This is a genomic window from Terribacillus sp. DMT04 (genome assembly GCF_019056395.1).
Classification (GTDB): Bacteria; Bacillota; Bacilli; order Bacillales; family Amphibacillaceae; genus Terribacillus; species Terribacillus aidingensis_A.
Map to the genome: position 1 here is coordinate 212,501 of NZ_CP077639.1, position 20,600 is coordinate 233,100.

The following is a 20,600-nucleotide window of genomic DNA, read 5'->3' on the forward strand; positions in this document are numbered from 1 at the left end:
GTCGGTCCCAAGGGTTGGGCTGTTCGCCCATTAAAGCGGTACGCGAGCTGGGTTCAGAACGTCGTGAGACAGTTCGGTCCCTATCCGTCGTGGGCGTTGGAAGTTTGAGAGGAGCTGTCCTTAGTACGAGAGGACCGGGATGGACGCACCGCTGGTGCACCAGTTGTTCCGCCAGGAGCATAGCTGGGTAGCTACGTGCGGAAGGGATAAGTGCTGAAAGCATCTAAGCATGAAGCCCCCCTCAAGATGAGACTTCCCATCATTTTAAATGAGTAAGATCCCTCAGAGACGATGAGGTAGATAGGTTCGAGGTGGAAGCGTGGTGACACGTGCAGCTGACGAATACTAATCGATCGAGGACTTAACTAAAAACGAAAAGCGGAAAAGGCCGTTTAGAAACGTAAGGATAAGCAAGAGGCCGTAAAGGGGAATTTTCTCTTGAAGGGCTATTGCTTATACTGGAGTTTCTGGCCTTTGGAGCTGGATCTAGCTCAACGCAGCTAGAACTTAGTAAGTCAACGCCAAAGACCAAGCACTTCGGTGCTTGGCAGCGCATGAGATGTAAAAGCATGAAGTTTCTTATCTAGTTTTGAGGGTTCATTCAATTGAATCTTTGAATTGTCTGGTGGTAATAGCGAAGAGGTCACACCTGTTCCCATGCCGAACACAGTAGTTAAGCTCTTCAGCGCCGATGGTAGTTGGGTTCGCCCCGTGAGAGTAGGACGCTGCCAGGCAATTTTTTTGTATACATATTTATATTGTTCCACAGTAGCTCAGTGGTAGAGCTATCGGCTGTTAACCGATCGGTCGCAGGTTCGAATCCTGCCTGTGGAGCCATTTGCTTCCTTAGCTCAGTCGGTAGAGCACCACCATGGTAAGGTGGGGGTCAGCGGTTCAAGTCCGCTAGGAAGCTTAATTACAGCAACAGTTTTATAGGTTATCTCTTTTAAACAGTATGTTTTCAGTGACGAAACAGTGACGTCTTTATAGTATTGCCGATAAAAACTTAATAAAGAGATATCTTTCCAAAACGACAATGTGAGTTTGACTCGCATTGTCGTTTTATTTTTCATCAAAGAAACTAGAGAAACGTTGAGCAGAATCTTTGTGAACTTGTGGTCGAACATGTGAATATATATTGATGGTTGTTTCAGCTTTTACATGTCCCAATCGTTGCTGAACAATTTTTACGTGCTCATTGATTTCTAGAAGTAAGGTGGCATGTGTATGTCTTAACTCATGAAATGTAATCTTTTTGACTTCTGCACGTTCACAAATACGATCCATTGAGCGCCGAATGTTTCGTTTCATCATATAGTCACCGTATGAATTTGCGACAACAATATTACATTTTGGTGATTGATTCTCTTTGTGTTCCTTTAAACATGCCAATTGTTGATCTGATATAGGAATAGAGCGTCGAGATGCATCTGTTTTTAATCTTCCTAATTTCTTTTCATCTTCGTGGTAAGCTTGTTGAACATGTAGAACTTTATTAGAGAAATCAATATTTTTCCATTGGAGCCCAAGAATCTCTGAGAAACGCAAGCCAAATTGTAGTGCAAGCCAAAATGCCATATAACTCTGATACTCACGTGCGACAGATAGGAACTTATGGCATTCTTCTTTTGTCCAAGTGTTTTTTTCTTTATAATTAGGCTGTGGCTTCTGAACACCGACTAAAGGGTTAGTCTTTAATTCATCCCACCTTATCATCATTTTGTAGATTTGGTTCATTAGGGTGTACAATTTGATGATGGTTGAATTAGCTAATTCTTTTTCTTTTTGAACAAGAAACTTTTGTATCTCAATCGATTTAATACTTGCCATTTCTCTAAATCCAAACACAGGTTGAATGTGTTTCTTAAAGTTGGATTCTGCATTCTGTAAAGCGCTCGTACCTAAACTCTTCGGGGCAACCAGTGTAATATAATCATCAAAACCGTGCTCTAAAGTCTTTCTAGATTCTACTAAATGATTGCCGGTTAGTAAGTCTCTTTTCTGTTCTAATTCATCGAACTCAGCTTCTCTCTTTAATCGTCTGCGTGTTCCAATGTATCTTTTACCCTTATAGTAGACATTGGAACGATAAGCTACGACAATCCCATTTTCTTTAATTTTCTCTATCGCCATATTTTCCTTCAATCCTTTCAAATTAAAGGAGAACAGTTACATACATGTTTTAAGATAGCAAACTGTTCTCCAACATTCAATTTTAATCATTCGGTTGTTCACGAATCCACGTCTTTAGGAACTCATTCGTTTCAATAACAGGGAATACCCACTTCCGACCCACTTTACGTCTTATTTGTTTAAATCGTGAGTCGTTGAAGAATGTATTTATAATGTGACCTTTCGAGAATGATGTGACTTGCATCAAATCATCCAGACTATAAAATATTTTATCGTTTCCGAGTTCCTGCATCTTTTCATCGAGCTGTTTAAGAATGTGCTGTTCTAATGCTTCATTATCAATCTGAATATTAATAAGAGATGTATCAATCACTTAGATCTCTCCTTTCTCTGTATTAAATCGATTCGTATGTCAGTTAATCGAGCGTTTAACAATTCAAATTCAATTTTGCATTTTTTATGAGTTTCGTTTTCTTTATTAGATAAGGTACGATCATCTAACAATCCTAGGTGTGAATAAATATAGCCTTCTATATTTTTCAGGTGTACTTCTAATTCTTTTAGATCATTTAAGCTGCGATTAATCGTCATAAGAATCGCTCTCCTCCCATGGTTTACCTTGATTAATATAGTAGTTCTTATACTTGTTTAACCAGCTAATATGGTCGTCATTAGGTTCAAAGTTTTCGAATTGTTCGTATAGATATTCTATTAATTCTCGTGCAGACTCATCTTCCCATATTTGCTGAACCTTCCACAGTGTAGGAAGAAGACCTGACCCTTTATATAGATGTTCAATTGATTGCTCTAACAAGTTGTTGCGTGGGGAGGGAGATTCGAAAAGAAAATTCTTTGAATCTAGTAATTCAAGCATCAACCTAGTAATCTTATGAGGTCGATTTGAATTTACGTAAAAAAACATATAACGGTCAATTAGAGAACTGATAATAATGTTTTTAAGGTCATCATCAGAACTGCATTTCTTAATTGCATTTGTTATCTGATGAGCATATTCACCAGAAAACTCTGCCTCAACACGTGTCCAATCGTCTACAACCTTGGCAATATGTCGCATGTGCTTCATGAAAGCTGTTCCTCTTTTTTATCGTAAATGCGAAGATGGACTTTTGTATTTCTGCCTTTTGCTCCAATATATAATGTTTGAGCGTTAAAGTTCTTCGATATGTCTGAAACCTTAGAATGGTTGATCTTATATGGTTTATTTTGATTATCTTCAATAACTTTTTGTAAGTAGCTTTTTTTAATATTTCCCATATCGTAGTTCAGTCCTTCCATCTTCAATTGATCTTTTTAGTTTGGCGATGTTAATGCCTTCATTGAAGAAATCACAACATATATCGATTCTAGACAACCTAAATGTATACTCATTTGAATCTATTAACTTGAAGAAGGTATGCAGATGGATTGGTTCGTTGTAATATTCCTCGTATCGTTTTCGATACTCATGCCATGCGTATGCACTAAATTTCACAATTACACCCATCTTGGAAAATGCTTCGTGATAAGCAATACAAAAGTAGAATGGTGCATTAATGAATGAATAGCCTTCGGTATAGCCTTCTGGTAATTTTACGTCAGATTTCCCAAAGTTATCGAATAGTGTAAGCATTTTAGACTTTATTAAGAATGAGTTTATTAGGTTAGTTGCTACCCATTCACGCCACTCGTCAAAAGAAAATACATCTATTGACTGTAAGACGAGTGTAAACTGGTCGATATCCGGTTTAATCATGTATTAGTCTCTCCTTTATAGTAGGGAATACATTAAGTATTATTTTCTTGAGATGAATGCCTATAGGAATAGACTTTACTAGGGTTTTTAATCATGACTGGAGCTGGGGTGATTACCAACACCCCAGCTTACCCAAAGGAGAGCTGCACGGAGCGGACTCCTCCCCGCCTTGATCGGCGGGTCCCCTCCGCTCTCTGTGCCGCTGCTCCTTTATTAAAGCTAGGTGATTCATTTCAAGAAGCTACAATAAGGTACAACTAATAGCCGTGGATTTTCTACATTTGCCAAACTAGGATAACTAAATATGCCCTTTCCAGCACTAAAGCGGACAGGTGGTATATTTACACTAGAAGCGAACAAAGTGCGGTAGGTTTGTTCATCACTATCACCTAGAGCAATCTTTAACACTAGTTGCTCTCTTATTGCTGTGGGCATAGTCTGTGCGTTCATCTGCTGAGTCGCAATCCAAAGTATGCAGCCAAGCTGACGACCCATAAAAGCCACATCAGCTAGTATGCTATCGACTTCATCACGCTCTTTTTTGGATAAGGTTTTCCAAGAATCTCTTAATGCCCCGAATTCATCAATAAGCAAAATCAAAGCAGGAAGACCAGCTTCTTTATACGTTTTGTTGCGATTTAATCTAAAATAATTCTGTAACTCGTTCTGTCTTTCTGTCATCCTTTGATGAAAATTCTTAATTAACTCAACTGCATTTGTTTTGTCGGCTGTTCTTTGTTTACCAACAATACGTTCTGCCATTTGATAAACATCAGAGCGTTTAGGGTCGACAATAAATAATTCATGCTGAACTTGCTTAGAAAAGGTCTGCTCACATAACATTTGTATAAAAAAGCTCTTACCTGAACCTGTTTGCCCGACTAATCCCATATGATGAAAAGGTACAGTAGTCCTTTCATCTAAGCGTAACTCGTATTCATTACCTGTCTTATTAGCCCATACTATTAAATCGTTTATTGTTTTTATTTCAGATTGTTTTTCTAGCTCATTTGAGTAGAACTCGAAGATATAGTAGTCTCGATCATTGGATAAGTAATTACGTTCGCATACATATCCGCTTAAAGCAGAATCAATACGCATACTTTCTAGTTTTTTGTCGAATTTAATCGAATTCCGAATAAATACTTTTCCGGATTTCCTTGTTCGATTATCGTCAAACAGAATATTAATCTTAGGAAGAATAACAAATCGATGGTCTAACTCTCGTTCATCTTCAAATCTAGCATCTTTAATGTGCCTTCTAATTCTTTTTACCAATGAATAATGTTGTAACGAATAAAACATACCTAACCATAGTTTGTTGCGTACTGACCAACAAACAAATAAACCAAATAACATTAAAGCGGCTAGAGTTAAGAAGATGTTTGATTCAACATGTGGCAGTTGAATTAGGTTAATCTTTTCCACAAGTAATGGATATGGCTTATGAAAAAATACCCATAAAATCAGAGAGATCCCGACAATAGAAAATGAAATGAAACCTCGTTGCATTCTATAGGTTCTTTTCATATAGATCACTTCCTAACATTGTTATTCCGCCCCCATCTGGGGGCGGTCACACCCATGACTGATGCGTAAGGTGAGTATTGAAGTATCTTAGCTTATTATTGGATATCTACGTCATCAGCTTTAACAGCTAGTTCACTCATGAATGTTCCGTATATGGAGGCTGTCGGATTCACGAATAGTATCTTACTGAATTTTTTGAAATTCTTAGGCGGTTTGGGTACTTTAACGAATATTTGTTCACCTGCATTGAGGTCTGGTTCTACGTCATTACCTTCGTATAATGTTTTATCTGTCGCAATAACGCATTTATACTTTGTGCCAATCTGCTTCGTCTTTTGCTTGTCTGCATATTCATACCAAGGCTCTTGAGCTACAACTCGTATATCTTTATCCTTGAAGAATTCTTCAGCGTCGAACTTGTTAAACTGTCTTAATTTTTTCATGTGTATCGTCCTCCTTTTATTTAGACACTGTATATGATTTGTGAATGAAAGAACTCTTAAATCATTCACAAACCCTATTTTGAAGCATATATTAGGGATTAAAAAGGGTAAAATTAATTTGGACACTTAAAAGGTTATGTGATATTCTTTGAGAAAGGAGGAGTTAAGATGATGATAAAAGCAGAAGAAGTCTTGGAATTATTTGATTTAGTTACAGGATATGGAGTAGATAATTATTCAAGAAGAGTTCTTCAAACATTAAGTAAACGAGATAAAAGGAAGCACGTAACTACTCATAAAAACATGAGTCGATATATAGAAAGTTACATTGAGCGTAAGTATAAAGAGAAAAATAACAGACCGCCTATGGATATGGAAGAAAGAGATTCTATTATAAAGATTGAAGGATCAACAAAAGGGATGAGGTATGATAGAGAAGGAATTATTCTGATGTTAGAAGATCGACGAATAAAAGAGTTGTTACAAAGCCAACTTGAAAAAAATACTGTCATGATTGAAGGACAGTCTATGCCTAAAGTTGTTAGCGAATATTTATTTGCAGAGTTGAATGGGATTATCGAAGATACCAAGCGAAAAGAATTCTATGAAGAGATAAAAGGGGACTCAACTGAAGATCTAAAAATGAAACTAACCATAATGGAACTAGAATTAAAAAGTAGAGAAACATTTGATAAAATGATTAAAGACTATGATGAAGTAGCAGAAAATCGTTCTCCAGAAAGCCTTTATTATTATGATATTAAAGAATAAAAAGCACAGATTTTATTCTGTGCTTTTTAATATCAGCATATTTAGTGAATTAGATTTACTCAAATGTTCAGCAAAATAAGCTATTTAAAGCCAATGATATAAATTATGAATACTTATCTAAAGCTAGAAAGAGCCTTCTATCCAATTTACAACCTTATCCCAAAATGAGAAAAGCAAAATAAATCCAGTTATCATTGATATAATAAACGAAATTAGGATTGGGTGTCTTTCAATAAAGGATTTCTTGCCGCGATTTGGTGAATTGTTCTGATGACCAATATGGGATTTTTTAATTTTATTCTTATCCCCAATTTTAATATTCAATCTTTCCCACCACCAAAGAAGTGTCCAAGTCTAGATTTTACAACTTTATTTTTATCTCCAACTTTAAGCGAACCGTCATAAATAATATTTTCAATATTGTAGACTGCATTATCTTTTTTAGATGTATCTTCTTCCACTTGTTCCTGTATATCTAATTCATCCAAGTTATCAAATTGATTCTCCAGTTCCATAATGATATCTATGAGCTTAGATTTCACTTTGGAAATAATCCCATCAAGTTGATTCGATCCAACCCTTATTCTCATCCTTGCAATTTGTAGTTCGCCTCTTGAGATATGATGACAAAAATCGGTACTAATGACTTTAGCATAATTATCTCGGTTTTCACCGTTGAGTATATTTTGAATTGCTGAAAGACTATCAGTCATTTCTAAAGTAGTAATACTATCATAAGTTTCGTCATCTGGAATTAGTGTTCTTAGGGGCACGGGAGAATCTGTATATTGGACATTATAGTTTACAACAAAAGTACCGGTAGGAGAACCTTTTAAAATTCTGTATTGTGGAAGAATGTCGTGTTCTCCCTTAAAACCTTCCAATTCTCCGTTTACCCAATTAATTATAGGTTTACTATCTAGATCGGATAGAATAACCTTTAATCGTAGCAGAATATTTTCGATATTTTCTTTCCCGCTAACTATATCTTTCAATAGTTGACTTCTTGCCATATAAATTCCCCCTATGTGTTAACTTTAGACTTAGTCATGTTATAAGCTTTTACTAAGTGCAAAAAATAATTAGCGTAAATCTTTTTACTACTAGTACATTAGTTATATAGTAAATAGTTCTTAAATAGTTCTATATATTCCCATATTATCACTAGAGCACTTACTTATCCATTTTAATAGCGTATATGATTCCATAGGAGTCAACTAGTTGTTTTTAATAGTATTTTTTTAATAATTTGACTACTATTATATAGACATCTTCAGTTATATAGTTTTACAATTAGGTTATATATATCAATCAGAGGGAGTTCAGAATGTGAATGTCTAATATACCCTTGCTTACCGAAGATGCGTCTGTGAAAGAACCACCAAAAATTCCTGTTATAAATAAATTCGTGAAAGGGTTTTCGATTTTATTCTGGTGTTTCATAATCTTAAAATTATTCTTTTTTGATATAGATGTTTATTTGTTCAATAAGTTCTTACCCGAATATGTAAATATACTGAACTATAAATTTGTCATTGGTATTTCTTTATTTGCTCTTGTGTTAGCGATAGTAAGAAGGAGGGTTGTTCTCCTTTGGACAATCTATATCCTATTATTTCCGTTTATCGTTGTATTCTGGAAGGTTCCTTATTTTATTTTTAAACAAAAAAGTTGGGTTCTTGCTGTTGCTGTTATCAATTCTGTTATAGCTTTTATTGTATCAATTAAATACGCAATTATTTTTTTGGCTATTTTTATACTTTCTACTGTTATTATATTTAATGCCTCTAATATCTACATTCTTTATAGTTCTACTTTTGTAATCTTAGTTGCACTAATTCTTATCGTGCTAAATAGATATATAATGATATTTAAAACATCTAAGGTCAATAGGTTCTATATTAGTTTTCTATCTAAACCCTTTAATGAGAATGTATTAAAGAATATTACTTTAGATGAAAGTCTAAAAGAATTACCTTATGATCAGCTTAATGAACAGCAATTAAAAACATGGGTTGGTAATTTACAGAATACAGTAATGTATAACAGACTCTTTCTTTTTATGGCAAGAAAATTAAAGATTTATCAAGAAAGTAAATTAAATTATGCTTTTTTTGCAATTACTACTGTATTCTTACTAATTCTTACTACGCTTTCTTTTACATTAATAAATATGGCAATTTATAAAATTGACATTAATGCATTTAGAGTAAGTGAAGCACCTTCATTGTTTACTTTCTTTTATTATAGCTTTAATAATTTAATCTTTAATGCAGTAGATGAAATGAAACCTGCTAATACTTTTGCGCAATCAGTATCCATGATTGAATCATTTTTGGCTCTAATTATGGGTTTGTTATTTGTTGGTCTTTTGTTTTCAGCGAAAAGTGAAAGGCATGCTCGTGAATTGGATGAGGTTATAACAAAATTTGAACAGCGCGGTAGTGAATTAGAAGTATTTATAAGAGAAGAATACAATATTAAATCAATTGAAGAAGCTTTAGAACTATTACAACAAGTGCAAGCAGTATTAATAAAATTTCTTTATAAGATAACCGATAACTTAAAATAAAAGGTAAACCTTCATTAAAAAAGTGGATACTAAAAAATAAAGCGACCATACTTTTTTGGTCGCTTTATTACTTAGGTTCAATAATGAAAGAAGGTTTATGAACGAAAATAATTCTAACTAAATTTATCAATAGATTGTATGTGACTGTTCTCCTACTTATTTTCAATGACGAAATAGTGACGATTTTGTTATTCTATATGATGTTTATGTTCAGTAAATACTTAAAAGGATAGTGATTTTCTTAGGATATAGCTGCATATAACATTTATATCTTCTCGGTATTTCCATGGTAAGGTGGGGGTCAGCGGTTCAAGTCCGCTAGGAAGCTTAACACGAAACCCTAGAGTATAAAACTCTAGGGTTTTTTGATGCCTATTTGAATACTGCAATTTCTTTGTCGTTTTCTTATTGTTCAATATGTAATTAACCTTTTCTTCTCATGCTATATACTATGGTAACTCTCGTTGTTTAATAACTACCTTTTCACCACTAAGTAAGGCCAAGAGTCTTACCTGGCCTTTTGATAACTATTAAAGTCAAACTATCTATTTAGTTTACTGACATACCGTTGTTCTTAGGGTGGTTTGACTTGATATGGTTGCTTATATAAGTCTTTACTCGGTCAATGGAGTTTATCTGACGTTCTTTAGGAGGATGGTGACTTTGCTTATGGGTAAGTACGAGGGCAATTACGGTTACCATAATGAGCGAACTAAAAAAGCCGCATACAGCTTGTATGCGGCTATTCTTACTTCCGGTATTTCTGATAGTTTTTATTCCCGCCAGAAAGATTATATACTTCTTCAAATCCCATATTGCGCAGAACGTTCTGTGCTGCGTTTCCCGTTACGCCGCTGTTGCAGTAGCAAAGGGTTGGTTTTGAGGGGTCGAGTTGTTTTGCTTTTTCCCGAAGCTCTGCTAGCGGGATATTGATGGCACTAGTTACATGTGATGTATCGTATTGCATTTTTGCTCGGGTATCAATGACTTGGAACTGTTCACCTTTTTTGAGCCTTTCCTGCAGCTGCTTTGGTGTTAGCAGTTTGTTTTGCTTTTTGATGGCGTTATCCAATGCCATGCCAGTGTACATGACAGGATCCTTTGTTGTGCTGAATGGTGGTGCATAGGCTAGGTCCAGATGAAACAGATCTTCTGCTTTTGCACCAAAGGTCATAGCTGTTACAAATACATCGATGCGTTTATCTACGCCTTCTCCTCCGATTGCTTGAACCCCGAGCAGACGCCCAGTAGCTCGATCGGCAATTGCTTTGATAGTCAGTTCTTTCCCGCCCAAGTAAGGAGCGCGTGCAGGTTTAATATTGTGCAGTGTCTCAATATCGTAGCCATAGCTCAGAGCTTCTCTTTCATTCATACCTGTTTGCCCGATGGCTAGCTCAAATACACGGACAATACCAGTGCCTAATATGCCGCGGTGGGCAGAAGTCCCGCCGGTTATGACATCCCCTGCGATGCGGCCCATTTTATTGGCTGTGGAACCTAAGGGACGATAGATGGGCTTTCCTGTTATAACCGAGAAGCTCTCGGCAACGTCGCCCACTGCATACACATCTGGCAAGTTCGTCTGCATTTTCTCGTTTACTGCAATTGCACCTGTGTCACCAATCTCTACACCAATTGATTCGGCTAAAGCTGTATTTGGTTTTACGCCAACCGCTAGGAAGACAATATCAGAAGCAATTGTTTCTCCTTTAGAAGTCACAACGTCTGACTTGGTAATACGCACTGCTTCTTGTTCAAGCAGCAGCTTTACACCATGTGCTTGCAGTGTATCTGCAATTTGGTCAGCTATATCTTTATCCAAATGCTTCATAACTTGATTGCTGCGCTGGATCAGGTTCACTTCTACACCGAGGTGCGTGAGCTGTTCGGCCATCTCCAATCCGATGTAACCAGCACCTATGATAGTGGCTGTTTTGGGCTTTCTGGAGTCAATAAATGTATCAATAGCGCTTGCATGCTGGATAGTGCGCACGTGGAAGACGTGCTCAAGCTCTGTTCCGTCGATAACAGGTGTGAGCGGTGTGGCGCCAGTAGCAAATACCAGCACATCATATGTGTCTGTCATTGTCTCTCCAGTATGTAAGTTCTTAATTGTCAACGTCTTGCTGTCATGATTAATAGAAACTACTTCATGTCTAGTTTGGATAGAGACATTATAGCGCTTCTTAAAGAAGGCAGCATCACGCGGATTGAGCGTTTCTAAATCCTCGACTTCCTCTCCAATAAAATAAGGAATGCCGCAAACACTGTAGGATATGTCATAATCTCGGTCGTAGATACAAATGTCTGCGTCTTCATTGTTGCGTCGTGCTTTTGCTGCGACAGAAGTTCCGGCAGCCACAGATCCGATAATGCGTATTTTCATCATATCTCTCCTTTAGTGGATAATGCGTAACCAAATATATAATCCTGTTAAAGTTAAGAACAAGGTAGGAATAGTTAAAATTATACCTGTCTTAAAATAGGTGCCCCATGAAATTTTGACGTCTTTCTGTGAAAGGACATGCAGCCAAAGCAACGTAGCCAAAGAGCCTATTGGTGTGATTTTCGGTCCTAAATCGGATCCAATTACATTCGCGTATATAAGAGCTTCTTTCAGCACACCAGTCGTATTTGTTTGCGAGATAGCGATTGCGTCTATCATAACGGTTGGCATGTTGTTCATAACAGAAGAAAGCATAGCTGCAATAAAGCCCATGCCGAGTGTTCCAATAAACAGCCCTTCATCAGCGACATATTGAATGCTATCTGCTAGTACGTCTGTCAGACCTGCATTACGTAAGCCATATACGACAACATACATACCAATTGAAAAGAATACGATATTCCACGGTGCTCCTTTGACTACCGTTTTTGTTTGCACTGCTGGACTGCGGCGTGCAATAAGCAGGAAGACAATCGCAATAGCTCCAGCTACAAAGGATACTGGAATATGGATGAATTCACAGACAAGATAACCAATTAGCAACAACGCTAATACGTACCAAGATAGCTTGAACAATTGCTTATCTTTAATTGCTGATCCTGGGTCTCTTACTGCCGATACATCATAGGCAGCTGGTATACGTTTCCGGAAAAACAAATAAAGCACAAGGATACTCGCACCAAGCGAGATGAAATTCGGTACTATCATTCGGGAGGCATACTCCAGGAACGTAATATCAAAAAAGTCGGCAGATACGATGTTCACCAAATTACTTACAACAAGCGGTAAGGATGTAGTATCTGCAATAAATCCACTCGCTATGATGAAGGGAAAGACAAGCGCTTCATCAAGGCGCAGCGCCCGAACCATTGCTAATACAATTGGTGTTAAAATTAATGCCGCTCCGTCATTGGCGAAGAAAGCAGCAACCGCGGCACCGAGCAGACAGACATAAACGAACATCTTCGTGCCGTTTCCTTTGGCTGCTGCAGCCATATGTAAGGCAGCCCATTCGAAGAAACCAATGGCGTCCAGAATAAGCGAGATAAGGATGATTGCTACAAAGGCTAAAGTTGCATTCCAGACAATTGTTGTTACTTCCCATACATCACTAAAATCAACGACACCGAGTAGCAAAGCAAGCATAGCACCAGCGCAAGCACTATAGCCGATATTCAGGTTTTTCGGCTGCCAGATTATGAGTACAAGGGTAATGAAAAAAATAAGGCACGCTAAAACAGTTGTTATCATTTGTGTATTGCTCCTAACTGCAAGTAATTGCTTCTGCTTTGTGCCGAAGTTGTAGTAGTTGTTCATCTTGCGAGTCCAGCTGCGCCAGGACATTTTTTACGAGAGCGTGTTGCGGGCAGGATGGATCAAATCGATAATAGCGCCATTGTCCGCGCTTTTCTTCGATAACAAGGCCAGCTTTCCGGTACTTGCGCAAATGCTGGCTCACAGCAGGCTGGCTAATGTCAAACATCTCCACAAGTTCACACACACAGTATTCCTTCTCCGTAAGCAGTTTTAATAATAGCAGTCGTGTCGGGTCATGGAGAATCTTCAGGGTTTCTGATAGTGTTTCCATAGACAAAGGTTTTGCAGTTACCATATGTAATACCTCCTTTCTCTGTCAGTATATAAGCATATTGTTATATAAAGCAATTGTTATATATTAAAATACAGGAAAGATAAACACGAAGAATGGGTAAAGACGAGAAAAAAGGAAAAGTAGAGGAGGCGATCACGTGATTTTAAATAAAGGCGGCAAGCTGAGTACGGCATATTTTCTGTCTTATTTAGAACTAGTAATGAACGCCAGGCAATGCAGCAGAGCTGAAGCCCGTGAGATTGTTTTTACTCGATTGTTTGACCAAGATAAGAACAAACTTGGACCTGATACCTATCAAGCTTTTGAAACAGCATATACGCAGTTCAGCAAGAAGTCGGAATCCTTATGAGGATCCCGACTTTTTAAGAATGAGAGATAGCGGATAGATAATGATAGTCTGCACGACAAGTGATAGAAGTACAGCACCGAATGATAGAGACAATATATAGTGATCAGATGACAGCTTTGCTTGCAGCGTTAACAATAGTACGATGCTCATCGTTCCTCTTACTCCTGCAAATGTTAGGATAGTCGCTCCTTTCCAGTAGACCAGCTTGCGCCATTTCTGTTTTGGTAAAGCAATTAATACTAATACAACAAATCTTACTGCTATGGATAGTAAGAAGATTAGCAGGAATAAGCCAAAATGCTTCCATTGGATATATTGCATGGACACAATACCAAGTACAATAAATACCAAAGAGAGAATGGTTGGCTCAATAATGCTCCAGAAGCCACCTTGAATGTGTCGGCTTTGTTCTTCATCATCTGTCTTCTGCAGCTCATAAGAAAACATAATACCGCTTGTTACAGTCGCTAATACTCCGGAAAAACCGAAGACCTCAGCCAAATAAAAGCTTCCGTAAGCAACGATGATACTTACCATAACCTGATACGTATGGTTTTGTAAGATATGAATATTCTTCGATAACAGCCAGCCTAACACGAGACCGATTAAGATACCGCCTAAGGATACAGTAAGAAATTCCTTCGATAGATGCATGAAAGAAAAGGACTTTCCTGCTGTATACATGCTAGAGACGATTGTAAAGATGACAACGCTTGTGCCATCATTAATCATAGATTCGCCTTCAAGATTGGCTGTGTACTTTTTATTAATATCTGACTCCTCCAAAACAGATTCTACGGATACAGGATCTGTAGGTGTGAGTATAGAGGCGATAACTAGTGCGCCGATCAAAGAGATTGTGGTAAATAATGAGCCAATGCCCCAGACAGCCAATCCGAGCAGCAAGGCTGTGATAAATAATCCTAAAGTGCTCAAGAGGCCAAAAAAAGGACCGAATTTCTTTACTGATTTAAATGAATACCGATATGCCGAGATGAATAAAAGTGCTGGCAGGAAGCCTTTGTAAATTAGTTCTCGGCTGATGGTTACATCTGAAAAATAAGGAATGAAGGATAAAATAACTCCTGTTACAACTAAAAGCAGCGGCACAGGCAGCTTCTGCTGTTTTTTATCCAGTGAAAAGAAGATGTAGCCTATTGCAAGGAAAATGATTAAATGATCTGGTGTCATGGCCAGCCGCCTTTCTATACTTCTTGTATTGCTTCACCTTATTACATAACCGGAAAACGACTATGTTAACCATTCATGTCAGGCGCCCCTAGTTTTAGTACACTGTATTTTGCGTTATAATGGTATAAGCAATTATCATTTCACAAACAGTTTTAAAATAGATTGAAAGAGAGTGTTCATCAATGGGACGTAAATGGAACAATATCAAAGAGAAAAAAGCTTCAAAGGATGCCAACACGAGTAGAATTTATGCCAAGTTCGGCCGTGAGATCTATGTGGCAGCCAAACAAGGCGAACCAGATCCGGAGGCGAACCAAGCGCTGAAATTTGTATTAGAGCGTGCAAAAACGTATAACGTGCCAAAAGCAATTATCGAACGTGCAATCGAGAAAGCAAAAGGCGGCGGCGAAGAAAACTACGACGATATGCGTTATGAAGGTTTCGGTCCGAACGGCTCTATGATTATTGTCGATGCACTGACAAACAATGTAAACCGTACAGCGCCAGAGGTTCGTGCTGCGTTTGGTAAAAACGGCGGTAACATGGGTGTCAGCGGCTCCGTTGCTTACATGTTTGATGCTACAGCTGTTATCGGAATTGAAGGTAAATCATCAGATGAGGTACTGGAAATTCTAATGGAAGCTGACGTGGATGCGCGTGATATTCTTGAAGAAGACGAAGCAGTTATCATTTACGCAGAGCCAGACCAATTCCACGCCGTACAGGAAGCGCTCAAAGGAGCTGGCATCGAAGCGTTCACAGTTGCAGAGCTTTCCATGCTGGCACAAAATGATGTCACACTAGATGCGGAAACACAGGAGCAGTTTGAGAAACTAATCGATGCCCTTGAGGATCTTGAGGATGTGCAGCAGGTTTATCATAATGTCGATTTAGGTTAACAGGAAAAAAGCTTAGAGCCATACAGAGGCTCTAAGCTTTTTTCGTTTACAGGACTTCTATCCTGTTTCTTTAAATCCAATGTATGATGTTTAGGTAATAAGTTGGTTTTAGGCTATTTTCTGCAGAAAAAATAGTGTAATAGGCTCCGTTCGTATCCTAGTAAAGGAACATTCCCATAATTTAGCGGTATGCTATTCATATCGTTCGATTATGGGAAGACAAAGGCAGTAAATATGCGCAAGTTGAGGAAGATAATCTTCACTACTTTGCAAGCTGCTCATCTATGTTCAAGGACTATCTTCCGGTTACTATAGTTTCTATTCTTGGATCTTTAGGACGCCTCACACCCAATTAACTGAAAATTATTACTATTATCACGCAGGATATCTGGGTTTCTATGTATATGCTCCTCATTTTCCCGCCTTCTCTTCCCGAAACCGACATATTCTCGTAAGCTAGTTTATAACATCTGAGCGATTTTACACAATCTGTCATTTCGAGGAATGGAGGTGTGATTGGTTTCTGTCGGGAAGCAATCAATTAAAAAGGGAGCGAGTGAGAATATGCAGAAACGTATGACAAAGTGGCTCAGTATTTTGGCAATCGGGATTTTTCTTTTGTCTTTGTTTTCTCCTACAGCTTCACGAGCACAGTCTTCTGAGCGAACTTCTGTAAAAGCGAGTGAAGGTGTAGCAGCGAAAGTGGACAAAGATGTTACGTCGCAATTCAAAGCGGATGAACAAGTGACCTATTTGGTGAAGCTAAAGGATCAGGCAAATACGAAGAAAGCTGCTGAATTAGCGATTGAGAAGGCGGAAAAGCAGTCTGCTAATCTATCAGCAGAAGAGACGAAACGGATTCAGAATTCTGCTGTTGTAAGTAATTTGCGTGCAACAGCGGATGCTTCCCAAGCGAACTTGCTCGATTATTTAAAGCAAGCGAAGGATAAAGGCGTTGTAAAGGCGTATGACGCTTATTATATCGTGAATGCGCTGAAAGTGACGAGCACGAAAGGTGTTATGGAAGATCTAGCTGCTTCGGAGGAAGTGGAGAAAATCCTTCCGAATAGAGAGCGTAAAATCCTTGAACCAACGAAGGCTGAAGAAGAGAAGGTCGCTGCTTTAGCTGAGGAAGTGGAAGCGTGGGGTGTAGAAAGGGTTGGAGCACCTGCAGTATGGCAGGAAACGGGATTGGATGGTTCCGGTATTGTGATTGGCGGCTTGGATACGGGTGTCCAGTATGATCATCCAGCGTTATTGGAAAAATACCGCGGCTATAATCCTGCTGATCCAGATAACGTGACGCATGAATTCAACTGGTATGATGCGGTTGACGGAGAGGCTGTCCCGTACGATGACTTGGATCATGGTACACATACAATTGGTTCAGCAGTCGGTGCAGCAGCAGATGGCACTGCTGATATCGGTGTGGCGCCGGGTGCAAAATGGATTGCAGTAAAAGCTTTCCATCCTGATACTGGCCAAGGGCAGACGACGGACGCTATTCTCTTGGATGCAGCTGAGTGGATGCTGGCTCCTAAGGATGAGGCAGGTACACCGCATCCCGAAAAGGCACCTGATATTATCAATAACTCTTGGGGCGGCGGTCCAGGCTTGGATGAGTGGTACCGGGATGTTGTGCAGACATGGCGCAGTGCGGGAATTGTTCCAGTTTTCTCAGCGGGTAATGATGGCGAAGCCGGAGATGCAACCGTTTCGGCACCATCCAATTATCCAGAGTCAATTTCAGTAGCTTCTACAAATAGCGAAGATGGACTGTCAAATACCTCTTCTCGCGGGCCATCTCCGTATGAAGGTGAAATTAAGCCGGATATTGCAGCGCCTGGAGTAAATGTTTACTCCTCCGTCAGCGGCAGTGGCTATAGTGCTGCATTCAGTGGAACATCGATGGCAGCTCCGCATGTGAGCGGTGTAATTGCGCTGCTTTTGCAGGCCGATAGCTCGCTCACTATAGATGAGATTGAGACTATTCTGTATGATACAGCGGAAAGGCAAACAAACAGTGATTATCCAGATGAAATCAATGAAGGCTTTGGTCATGGTATTGTGAATGCTTATTTGGCTGTATCTTCTATCACTTCCGGTGTTGGCGAGATTAACGGAAGTGTTTATCAAGATGGAGAGGACCAAGAAGCGGCAGTTATTGCTCATGATGCAATCACAGAAGTGTATCAAGGTGCAGCAACGCCGCTCACCGCAGTTGTCACGGATAATGTGAGTGCTGATACGGTGACACTTCAATATAAGAAAGATGAAGGAGAATGGCAAACAGTTGAGGCGGCACTTGTAGAGGGAAATGCAGCAAGCGGAACATATCAAGCAGTACTACCAGCGGAAGCGACAACAGGTTCTGCGTTAGCTTATAAATTTGTTGCGACAGACTTCGGTGGTAATACGTCAGAGACAGACGTATATAATGTGGAGCTGCTTATACCATTAAATGTAGGGTATACGCAGGATTTTGAAGAAGAGCCGGCTGGTTGGACATCATTTGGCGATCAGAATTCCTGGGAATGGGGAGCGCCAGCTGCTGGACCTGAAGCAGCGGCTTCAGGTGAGAAGGTTTATGGTACAGGTGCTTACCTAAACAATGCAGATGCCACTTTGCTTGCTCCGCCGGTGGCAGTCCCAGAAGAGGGAGAAACATACTTGCAGTTCCAATCATGGTTTGATTTGGAGAGCAACTATGATTACGGGCACGTTGTTGTTTCAACAGATAAGGAAAACTGGGAGCAGGTAGGTTCATACAATGGTGCTAATGGTGCTTGGACCGCAGATGAAGTGAATTTGAGTGATTATGCGGGACAGACAGTTTACGTTGGTTTCCATATAGAATCAGATGGTAGTATCAGCAAGCAGGGCTGGTATATCGATGACGTAGCCATTTCAGACACTTCTAATGCTTCTGCATCAATTATGAAAGACGCGAAGAAGGTAAAAGAGGATGCGAAGCAAATAACCGAAAGTGCGAAGGGTAAGAAAAAAGTGAAGGCGAAAAAACTCGCTCCAACACCAATCAGAAATGTACAAGGCCCAACGCTGCCAGATGGGCAGGCAGATTATACAGAAATAGGCCCTACAGCATTGCCAGTTGATGCGACGGTAACGGTGCAGGAAACGGGACGAAGCGTCCAAACAGATTCGGCAGACGGCAGCTATCGTTTAATGCAGGCGCCAGGGGATGTCACATTAGAAGCTTCTGCATATGGCTTCCATTCCAGTACAGCTCCTGTCACAGTTTCAGAGGGGACAGCTGTTACGCAGAACTTCACGCTAAACCCAATTTCAGAGGGGACGGTAACAGGTAAAGTCACGAATGCCAAGACTGGAGAAGCTGTTGAAGGAGCAAGAGTATATGTAGTCGAAGATGCTGCCGTGCAGCCAGTTGAAACAGATGAAAACGGCATATACACGCTATCTGCTTACGAAGGGACATACACACTCAAAATAACTGCTGCATCCTTTAAAGGCGCAGAATTGGAAGTAACGATAACAGCGGATGAGACAGCGGAGGAGAATGTTAAACTAGAGCCATTTATCGGTTTCGCCGGTGAAATTGGTTATGACGATGGCACGGCTGAGAATGCCAAAGCCTATTATGATGCAGGTAATGGCTGGGCTGTGAAATTTACGCTGGCGGAAGGGCAGTCTTCTGCACTTGTGACGGGTGGCTTGTTCCGATTCTGGGATGAAAGTTTTCCAACACCAGGCGGCACTGATTTTGCAGTCGAGATATATGATGATTCCGGAGAAGATGGAGCGCCAGGTAAGAAGCTGGCCGGACCAATAGCTGGGGAAGCACTTCGAAACGGAGAATGGACGCAGGTTGATCTATCAGGAGAAGGAGTAGTAGTCAATTCTGATTTCTATATCCAATATGTCCAGACTGAAGCCAATCCAAATACGCCGGCGTTGGCAACCGATGAAGATGGTGAATTCTCCGGCCGCAGCTTGCAATACGTTGGCGGAGAATGGAGTTCTGTGCCTGAAGCAGAAGGAAATTATATGATCCGCGCGCTTGTTGATTATGAGGCAGAAGCGCCAGTGATTACATCTCCTTCACCTGATACAGTTACGAAGGATAACAAAGTGACGGTGGAAGGAACCGCTTTACCAGGCGGGACCGTAGAAGTCAGCAATAACGGAGAAGTCGCTGCATCTGTTGAAGCAACAGAGAAAGGGGCATTTACTGCTGAAGTGGAGCTGGCAGAAGGGGAAAACAGCTTAACAGCTGTGACAAAGCTAGAAAACGGCAGTACTGCACCGTCAGAAGCTGTTACTGTTATTCATGATCTAACAGCACCTGAACTGAGCATTACAGCTCCTGAGGATGCTAGCAAAACCAATAAGGAGACTGTCACTGTGACAGGTACCGTGACAGATGATTATTTGGATAAGCTGACAATCAATGGTGCGAAAGCAAATGTGAAAGAAGATGGCACATTCTCTAAGCGTATTCTTTTGGAGGAAGGTGCAAATAAAATAAAGGTAGTTGCAACAGACCAAGCGGGTAACAAAACGAAACAGGTGATCCATTTAGAGGCGGATTACACAGCACCAGTGCTGGAAAATGTGCAGCCAGCTCAAGATACAAACTTGCAGCCTGGGGAGACTGTTGTCATTTCCTTCGAGTCAGAGCCTGGACTAGAAGATGCGACCTTCTATTTGAAGGCGCCGCTAACGAACTTCCGGACAACAGCACAAGCAACAGAATTGCCGATGCGTGAGACAGAAGATGGTCATTATGTAGGCTACTGGACAGCAACGTCTTCTGCGAAACTGGATGGAGCGGACATTGTTGTGAAAGCAACAGATGCATTTGGCAACAAGACGGAGGCAACAGCGTCAGGGAAGGTATTTGTAGAATAAACAAGGAAGGA

Annotated in this window: 18 protein-coding genes, 2 tRNA genes and 2 rRNA genes (1 of these 22 cut by a window edge); 9 read left to right on the plus strand and 13 right to left on the minus strand. The window is 39.8% G+C overall.

What is annotated here, in order from left to right; all coding sequences use genetic code 11:
- The 4 genes from KS242_RS01195 to KS242_RS01210 all read left to right on the plus strand — a co-directional run.
- Positions 1–369 (plus strand): 23S ribosomal RNA (locus tag KS242_RS01195) (it extends 2,556 nt beyond the left edge of the window).
- Between the two features lie 252 nt (positions 370–621).
- Positions 622–734, plus strand: a 5S ribosomal RNA gene (rrf, locus tag KS242_RS01200).
- Between the two features lie 28 nt (positions 735–762).
- A tRNA-Asn gene (locus KS242_RS01205) sits at positions 763–837 on the plus strand.
- A 3-nt stretch (positions 838–840) separates the two neighbouring features.
- A tRNA-Thr gene (locus KS242_RS01210) sits at positions 841–913 on the plus strand.
- A gap of 149 nt (positions 914–1,062) precedes the next feature.
- Here the strand turns inward: KS242_RS01210 and KS242_RS01215 are convergent.
- The 8 genes from KS242_RS01215 to KS242_RS01250 form a co-directional block, all read right to left on the minus strand.
- Positions 1,063–2,133, minus strand: coding sequence for a tyrosine-type recombinase/integrase (locus KS242_RS01215; RefSeq protein WP_217322652.1), 1,071 nt, complete (start codon positions 2,131–2,133; stop codon positions 1,063–1,065).
- Between the two features lie 82 nt (positions 2,134–2,215).
- Positions 2,216–2,506 carry a hypothetical protein gene (locus KS242_RS01220; protein WP_217322653.1) on the minus strand — a complete coding sequence of 97 codons (291 nt, stop codon included), beginning with the start codon at positions 2,504–2,506 and terminating at the stop codon, positions 2,216–2,218.
- Positions 2,503–2,724 carry a hypothetical protein gene (locus KS242_RS01225; protein ID WP_217322654.1) on the minus strand — a complete coding sequence of 74 codons (222 nt, stop codon included), beginning with the start codon at positions 2,722–2,724 and terminating at the stop codon, positions 2,503–2,505. Before KS242_RS01225 ends, KS242_RS01220 begins: the two co-directional genes overlap by 4 nt.
- Positions 2,714–3,217 (minus strand): replication initiation factor domain-containing protein, encoded by a 504-nt coding sequence (locus tag KS242_RS01230; protein ID WP_217322655.1) that lies wholly within the window; start codon positions 3,215–3,217, stop codon positions 2,714–2,716. Before KS242_RS01230 ends, KS242_RS01225 begins: the two co-directional genes overlap by 11 nt.
- Entirely contained in the window at positions 3,214–3,408 is a 195-nt protein-coding gene (locus tag KS242_RS01235; protein WP_095233735.1) for a hypothetical protein, read from the minus strand. The genes KS242_RS01230 and KS242_RS01235 overlap by 4 nt, the downstream gene beginning before the upstream one ends.
- Complete coding sequence (locus KS242_RS01240) at positions 3,395–3,886, minus strand: hypothetical protein (RefSeq protein WP_217322656.1); 492 nt, start codon at positions 3,884–3,886, stop codon at positions 3,395–3,397. The genes KS242_RS01235 and KS242_RS01240 overlap by 14 nt, the downstream gene beginning before the upstream one ends.
- A gap of 228 nt (positions 3,887–4,114) precedes the next feature.
- The gene (locus KS242_RS01245; RefSeq protein WP_217322657.1) at positions 4,115–5,416 is read right to left on the minus strand and encodes a helicase HerA domain-containing protein; all 1,302 of its coding nucleotides are present in this window, start codon (positions 5,414–5,416) and stop codon (positions 4,115–4,117) included.
- Positions 5,417–5,511: 95 nt separating this feature from the next.
- Entirely contained in the window at positions 5,512–5,859 is a 348-nt protein-coding gene (locus KS242_RS01250) for a hypothetical protein (RefSeq protein WP_217322658.1), read from the minus strand.
- Positions 5,860–6,027: 168 nt separating this feature from the next.
- Between KS242_RS01250 and KS242_RS01255 the strand changes: the two genes are divergently transcribed.
- Positions 6,028–6,630 (plus strand): hypothetical protein, encoded by a 603-nt coding sequence (locus KS242_RS01255; RefSeq protein WP_217322659.1) that lies wholly within the window; start codon positions 6,028–6,030, stop codon positions 6,628–6,630.
- A gap of 320 nt (positions 6,631–6,950) precedes the next feature.
- Here the strand turns inward: KS242_RS01255 and KS242_RS01260 are convergent, their stop codons facing one another.
- Positions 6,951–7,643 carry an AbiTii domain-containing protein gene (locus tag KS242_RS01260; RefSeq protein ID WP_217322660.1) on the minus strand — a complete coding sequence of 231 codons (693 nt, stop codon included), beginning with the start codon at positions 7,641–7,643 and terminating at the stop codon, positions 6,951–6,953.
- A 320-nt stretch (positions 7,644–7,963) separates the two neighbouring features.
- Between KS242_RS01260 and KS242_RS01265 the strand changes: the two genes are divergently transcribed.
- Positions 7,964–9,202, plus strand: coding sequence for a hypothetical protein (locus tag KS242_RS01265; protein WP_217322661.1), 1,239 nt, complete (start codon positions 7,964–7,966; stop codon positions 9,200–9,202).
- Positions 9,203–9,950: 748 nt separating this feature from the next.
- Here the strand turns inward: KS242_RS01265 and KS242_RS01270 are convergent.
- Genes KS242_RS01270 through KS242_RS01280 form a run of 3 tightly spaced genes read right to left on the minus strand, consistent with a single transcriptional unit; the run spans position 9,951 to position 13,260 of the window.
- Positions 9,951–11,588, minus strand: a complete 1,638-nt coding sequence (locus KS242_RS01270) for an FAD-dependent oxidoreductase (RefSeq protein ID WP_217322662.1) — start codon at positions 11,586–11,588, stop codon at positions 9,951–9,953.
- A gap of 12 nt (positions 11,589–11,600) precedes the next feature.
- Positions 11,601–12,899 carry an arsenic transporter gene (locus KS242_RS01275; RefSeq protein ID WP_217322663.1) on the minus strand — a complete coding sequence of 433 codons (1,299 nt, stop codon included), beginning with the start codon at positions 12,897–12,899 and terminating at the stop codon, positions 11,601–11,603.
- A gap of 13 nt (positions 12,900–12,912) precedes the next feature.
- Positions 12,913–13,260, minus strand: a complete 348-nt coding sequence (locus tag KS242_RS01280; RefSeq protein ID WP_217322664.1) for an ArsR/SmtB family transcription factor — start codon at positions 13,258–13,260, stop codon at positions 12,913–12,915.
- Between the two features lie 136 nt (positions 13,261–13,396).
- On the opposite strand from KS242_RS01280, the gene KS242_RS01285 reads away from it, so the two are divergent.
- Entirely contained in the window at positions 13,397–13,609 is a 213-nt protein-coding gene (locus KS242_RS01285; RefSeq protein WP_217322665.1) for a hypothetical protein, read from the plus strand.
- Here KS242_RS01285 and KS242_RS01290 read toward each other — a convergent pair.
- Positions 13,604–14,800: a cation:proton antiporter gene (locus tag KS242_RS01290; protein ID WP_217322666.1), complete on the minus strand. Its 1,197-nt coding sequence runs from the start codon at positions 14,798–14,800 to the stop codon at positions 13,604–13,606. The genes KS242_RS01285 and KS242_RS01290 overlap by 6 nt on opposite strands.
- Positions 14,801–14,982: 182 nt before the next feature.
- On the opposite strand from KS242_RS01290, the gene KS242_RS01295 reads away from it, so the two are divergent.
- Complete coding sequence (locus tag KS242_RS01295) at positions 14,983–15,699, plus strand: YebC/PmpR family DNA-binding transcriptional regulator (protein ID WP_217322667.1); 717 nt, start codon at positions 14,983–14,985, stop codon at positions 15,697–15,699.
- Positions 15,700–16,263: 564 nt separating this feature from the next.
- Positions 16,264–20,589: a S8 family serine peptidase gene (locus KS242_RS01300; protein WP_217322668.1), complete on the plus strand. Its 4,326-nt coding sequence runs from the start codon at positions 16,264–16,266 to the stop codon at positions 20,587–20,589.
- Positions 20,590–20,600 lie beyond the last annotated feature (11 nt).

What these genes read in the sequence shown, in the direction of transcription:
- KS242_RS01215 (WP_217322652.1), bottom strand. Translation starts at nt 2,133, where the DNA reads ATGGCGATAGAGAAAATTAAAGAAAATGGGATTGTCGTAGCTTATCGT.
- KS242_RS01225 (WP_217322654.1), bottom strand. Translation starts at nt 2,724, where the DNA reads ATGACGATTAATCGCAGCTTAAATGATCTAAAAGAATTAGAAGTACAC.
- KS242_RS01230 (WP_217322655.1), bottom strand. Translation starts at nt 3,217, where the DNA reads ATGAAGCACATGCGACATATTGCCAAGGTTGTAGACGATTGGACACGT.
- KS242_RS01235 (WP_095233735.1), bottom strand. Translation starts at nt 3,408, where the DNA reads ATGGGAAATATTAAAAAAAGCTACTTACAAAAAGTTATTGAAGATAAT.
- KS242_RS01240 (WP_217322656.1), bottom strand. Translation starts at nt 3,886, where the DNA reads ATGATTAAACCGGATATCGACCAGTTTACACTCGTCTTACAGTCAATA.
- KS242_RS01245 (WP_217322657.1), bottom strand. Translation starts at nt 5,416, where the DNA reads ATGAAAAGAACCTATAGAATGCAACGAGGTTTCATTTCATTTTCTATT.
- KS242_RS01250 (WP_217322658.1), bottom strand. Translation starts at nt 5,859, where the DNA reads ATGAAAAAATTAAGACAGTTTAACAAGTTCGACGCTGAAGAATTCTTC.
- KS242_RS01255 (WP_217322659.1), top strand. Translation starts at nt 6,028, where the DNA reads ATGATGATAAAAGCAGAAGAAGTCTTGGAATTATTTGATTTAGTTACA.
- KS242_RS01260 (WP_217322660.1), bottom strand. Translation starts at nt 7,643, where the DNA reads ATGGCAAGAAGTCAACTATTGAAAGATATAGTTAGCGGGAAAGAAAAT.
- KS242_RS01265 (WP_217322661.1), top strand. Translation starts at nt 7,964, where the DNA reads ATGTCTAATATACCCTTGCTTACCGAAGATGCGTCTGTGAAAGAACCA.
- KS242_RS01270 (WP_217322662.1), bottom strand. Translation starts at nt 11,588, where the DNA reads ATGAAAATACGCATTATCGGATCTGTGGCTGCCGGAACTTCTGTCGCA.
- KS242_RS01275 (WP_217322663.1), bottom strand. Translation starts at nt 12,899, where the DNA reads ATGATAACAACTGTTTTAGCGTGCCTTATTTTTTTCATTACCCTTGTA.
- KS242_RS01280 (WP_217322664.1), bottom strand. Translation starts at nt 13,260, where the DNA reads ATGGTAACTGCAAAACCTTTGTCTATGGAAACACTATCAGAAACCCTG.
- KS242_RS01290 (WP_217322666.1), bottom strand. Translation starts at nt 14,800, where the DNA reads ATGACACCAGATCATTTAATCATTTTCCTTGCAATAGGCTACATCTTC.
- KS242_RS01295 (WP_217322667.1), top strand. Translation starts at nt 14,983, where the DNA reads ATGGGACGTAAATGGAACAATATCAAAGAGAAAAAAGCTTCAAAGGAT.
- KS242_RS01300 (WP_217322668.1), top strand. Translation starts at nt 16,264, where the DNA reads ATGCAGAAACGTATGACAAAGTGGCTCAGTATTTTGGCAATCGGGATT.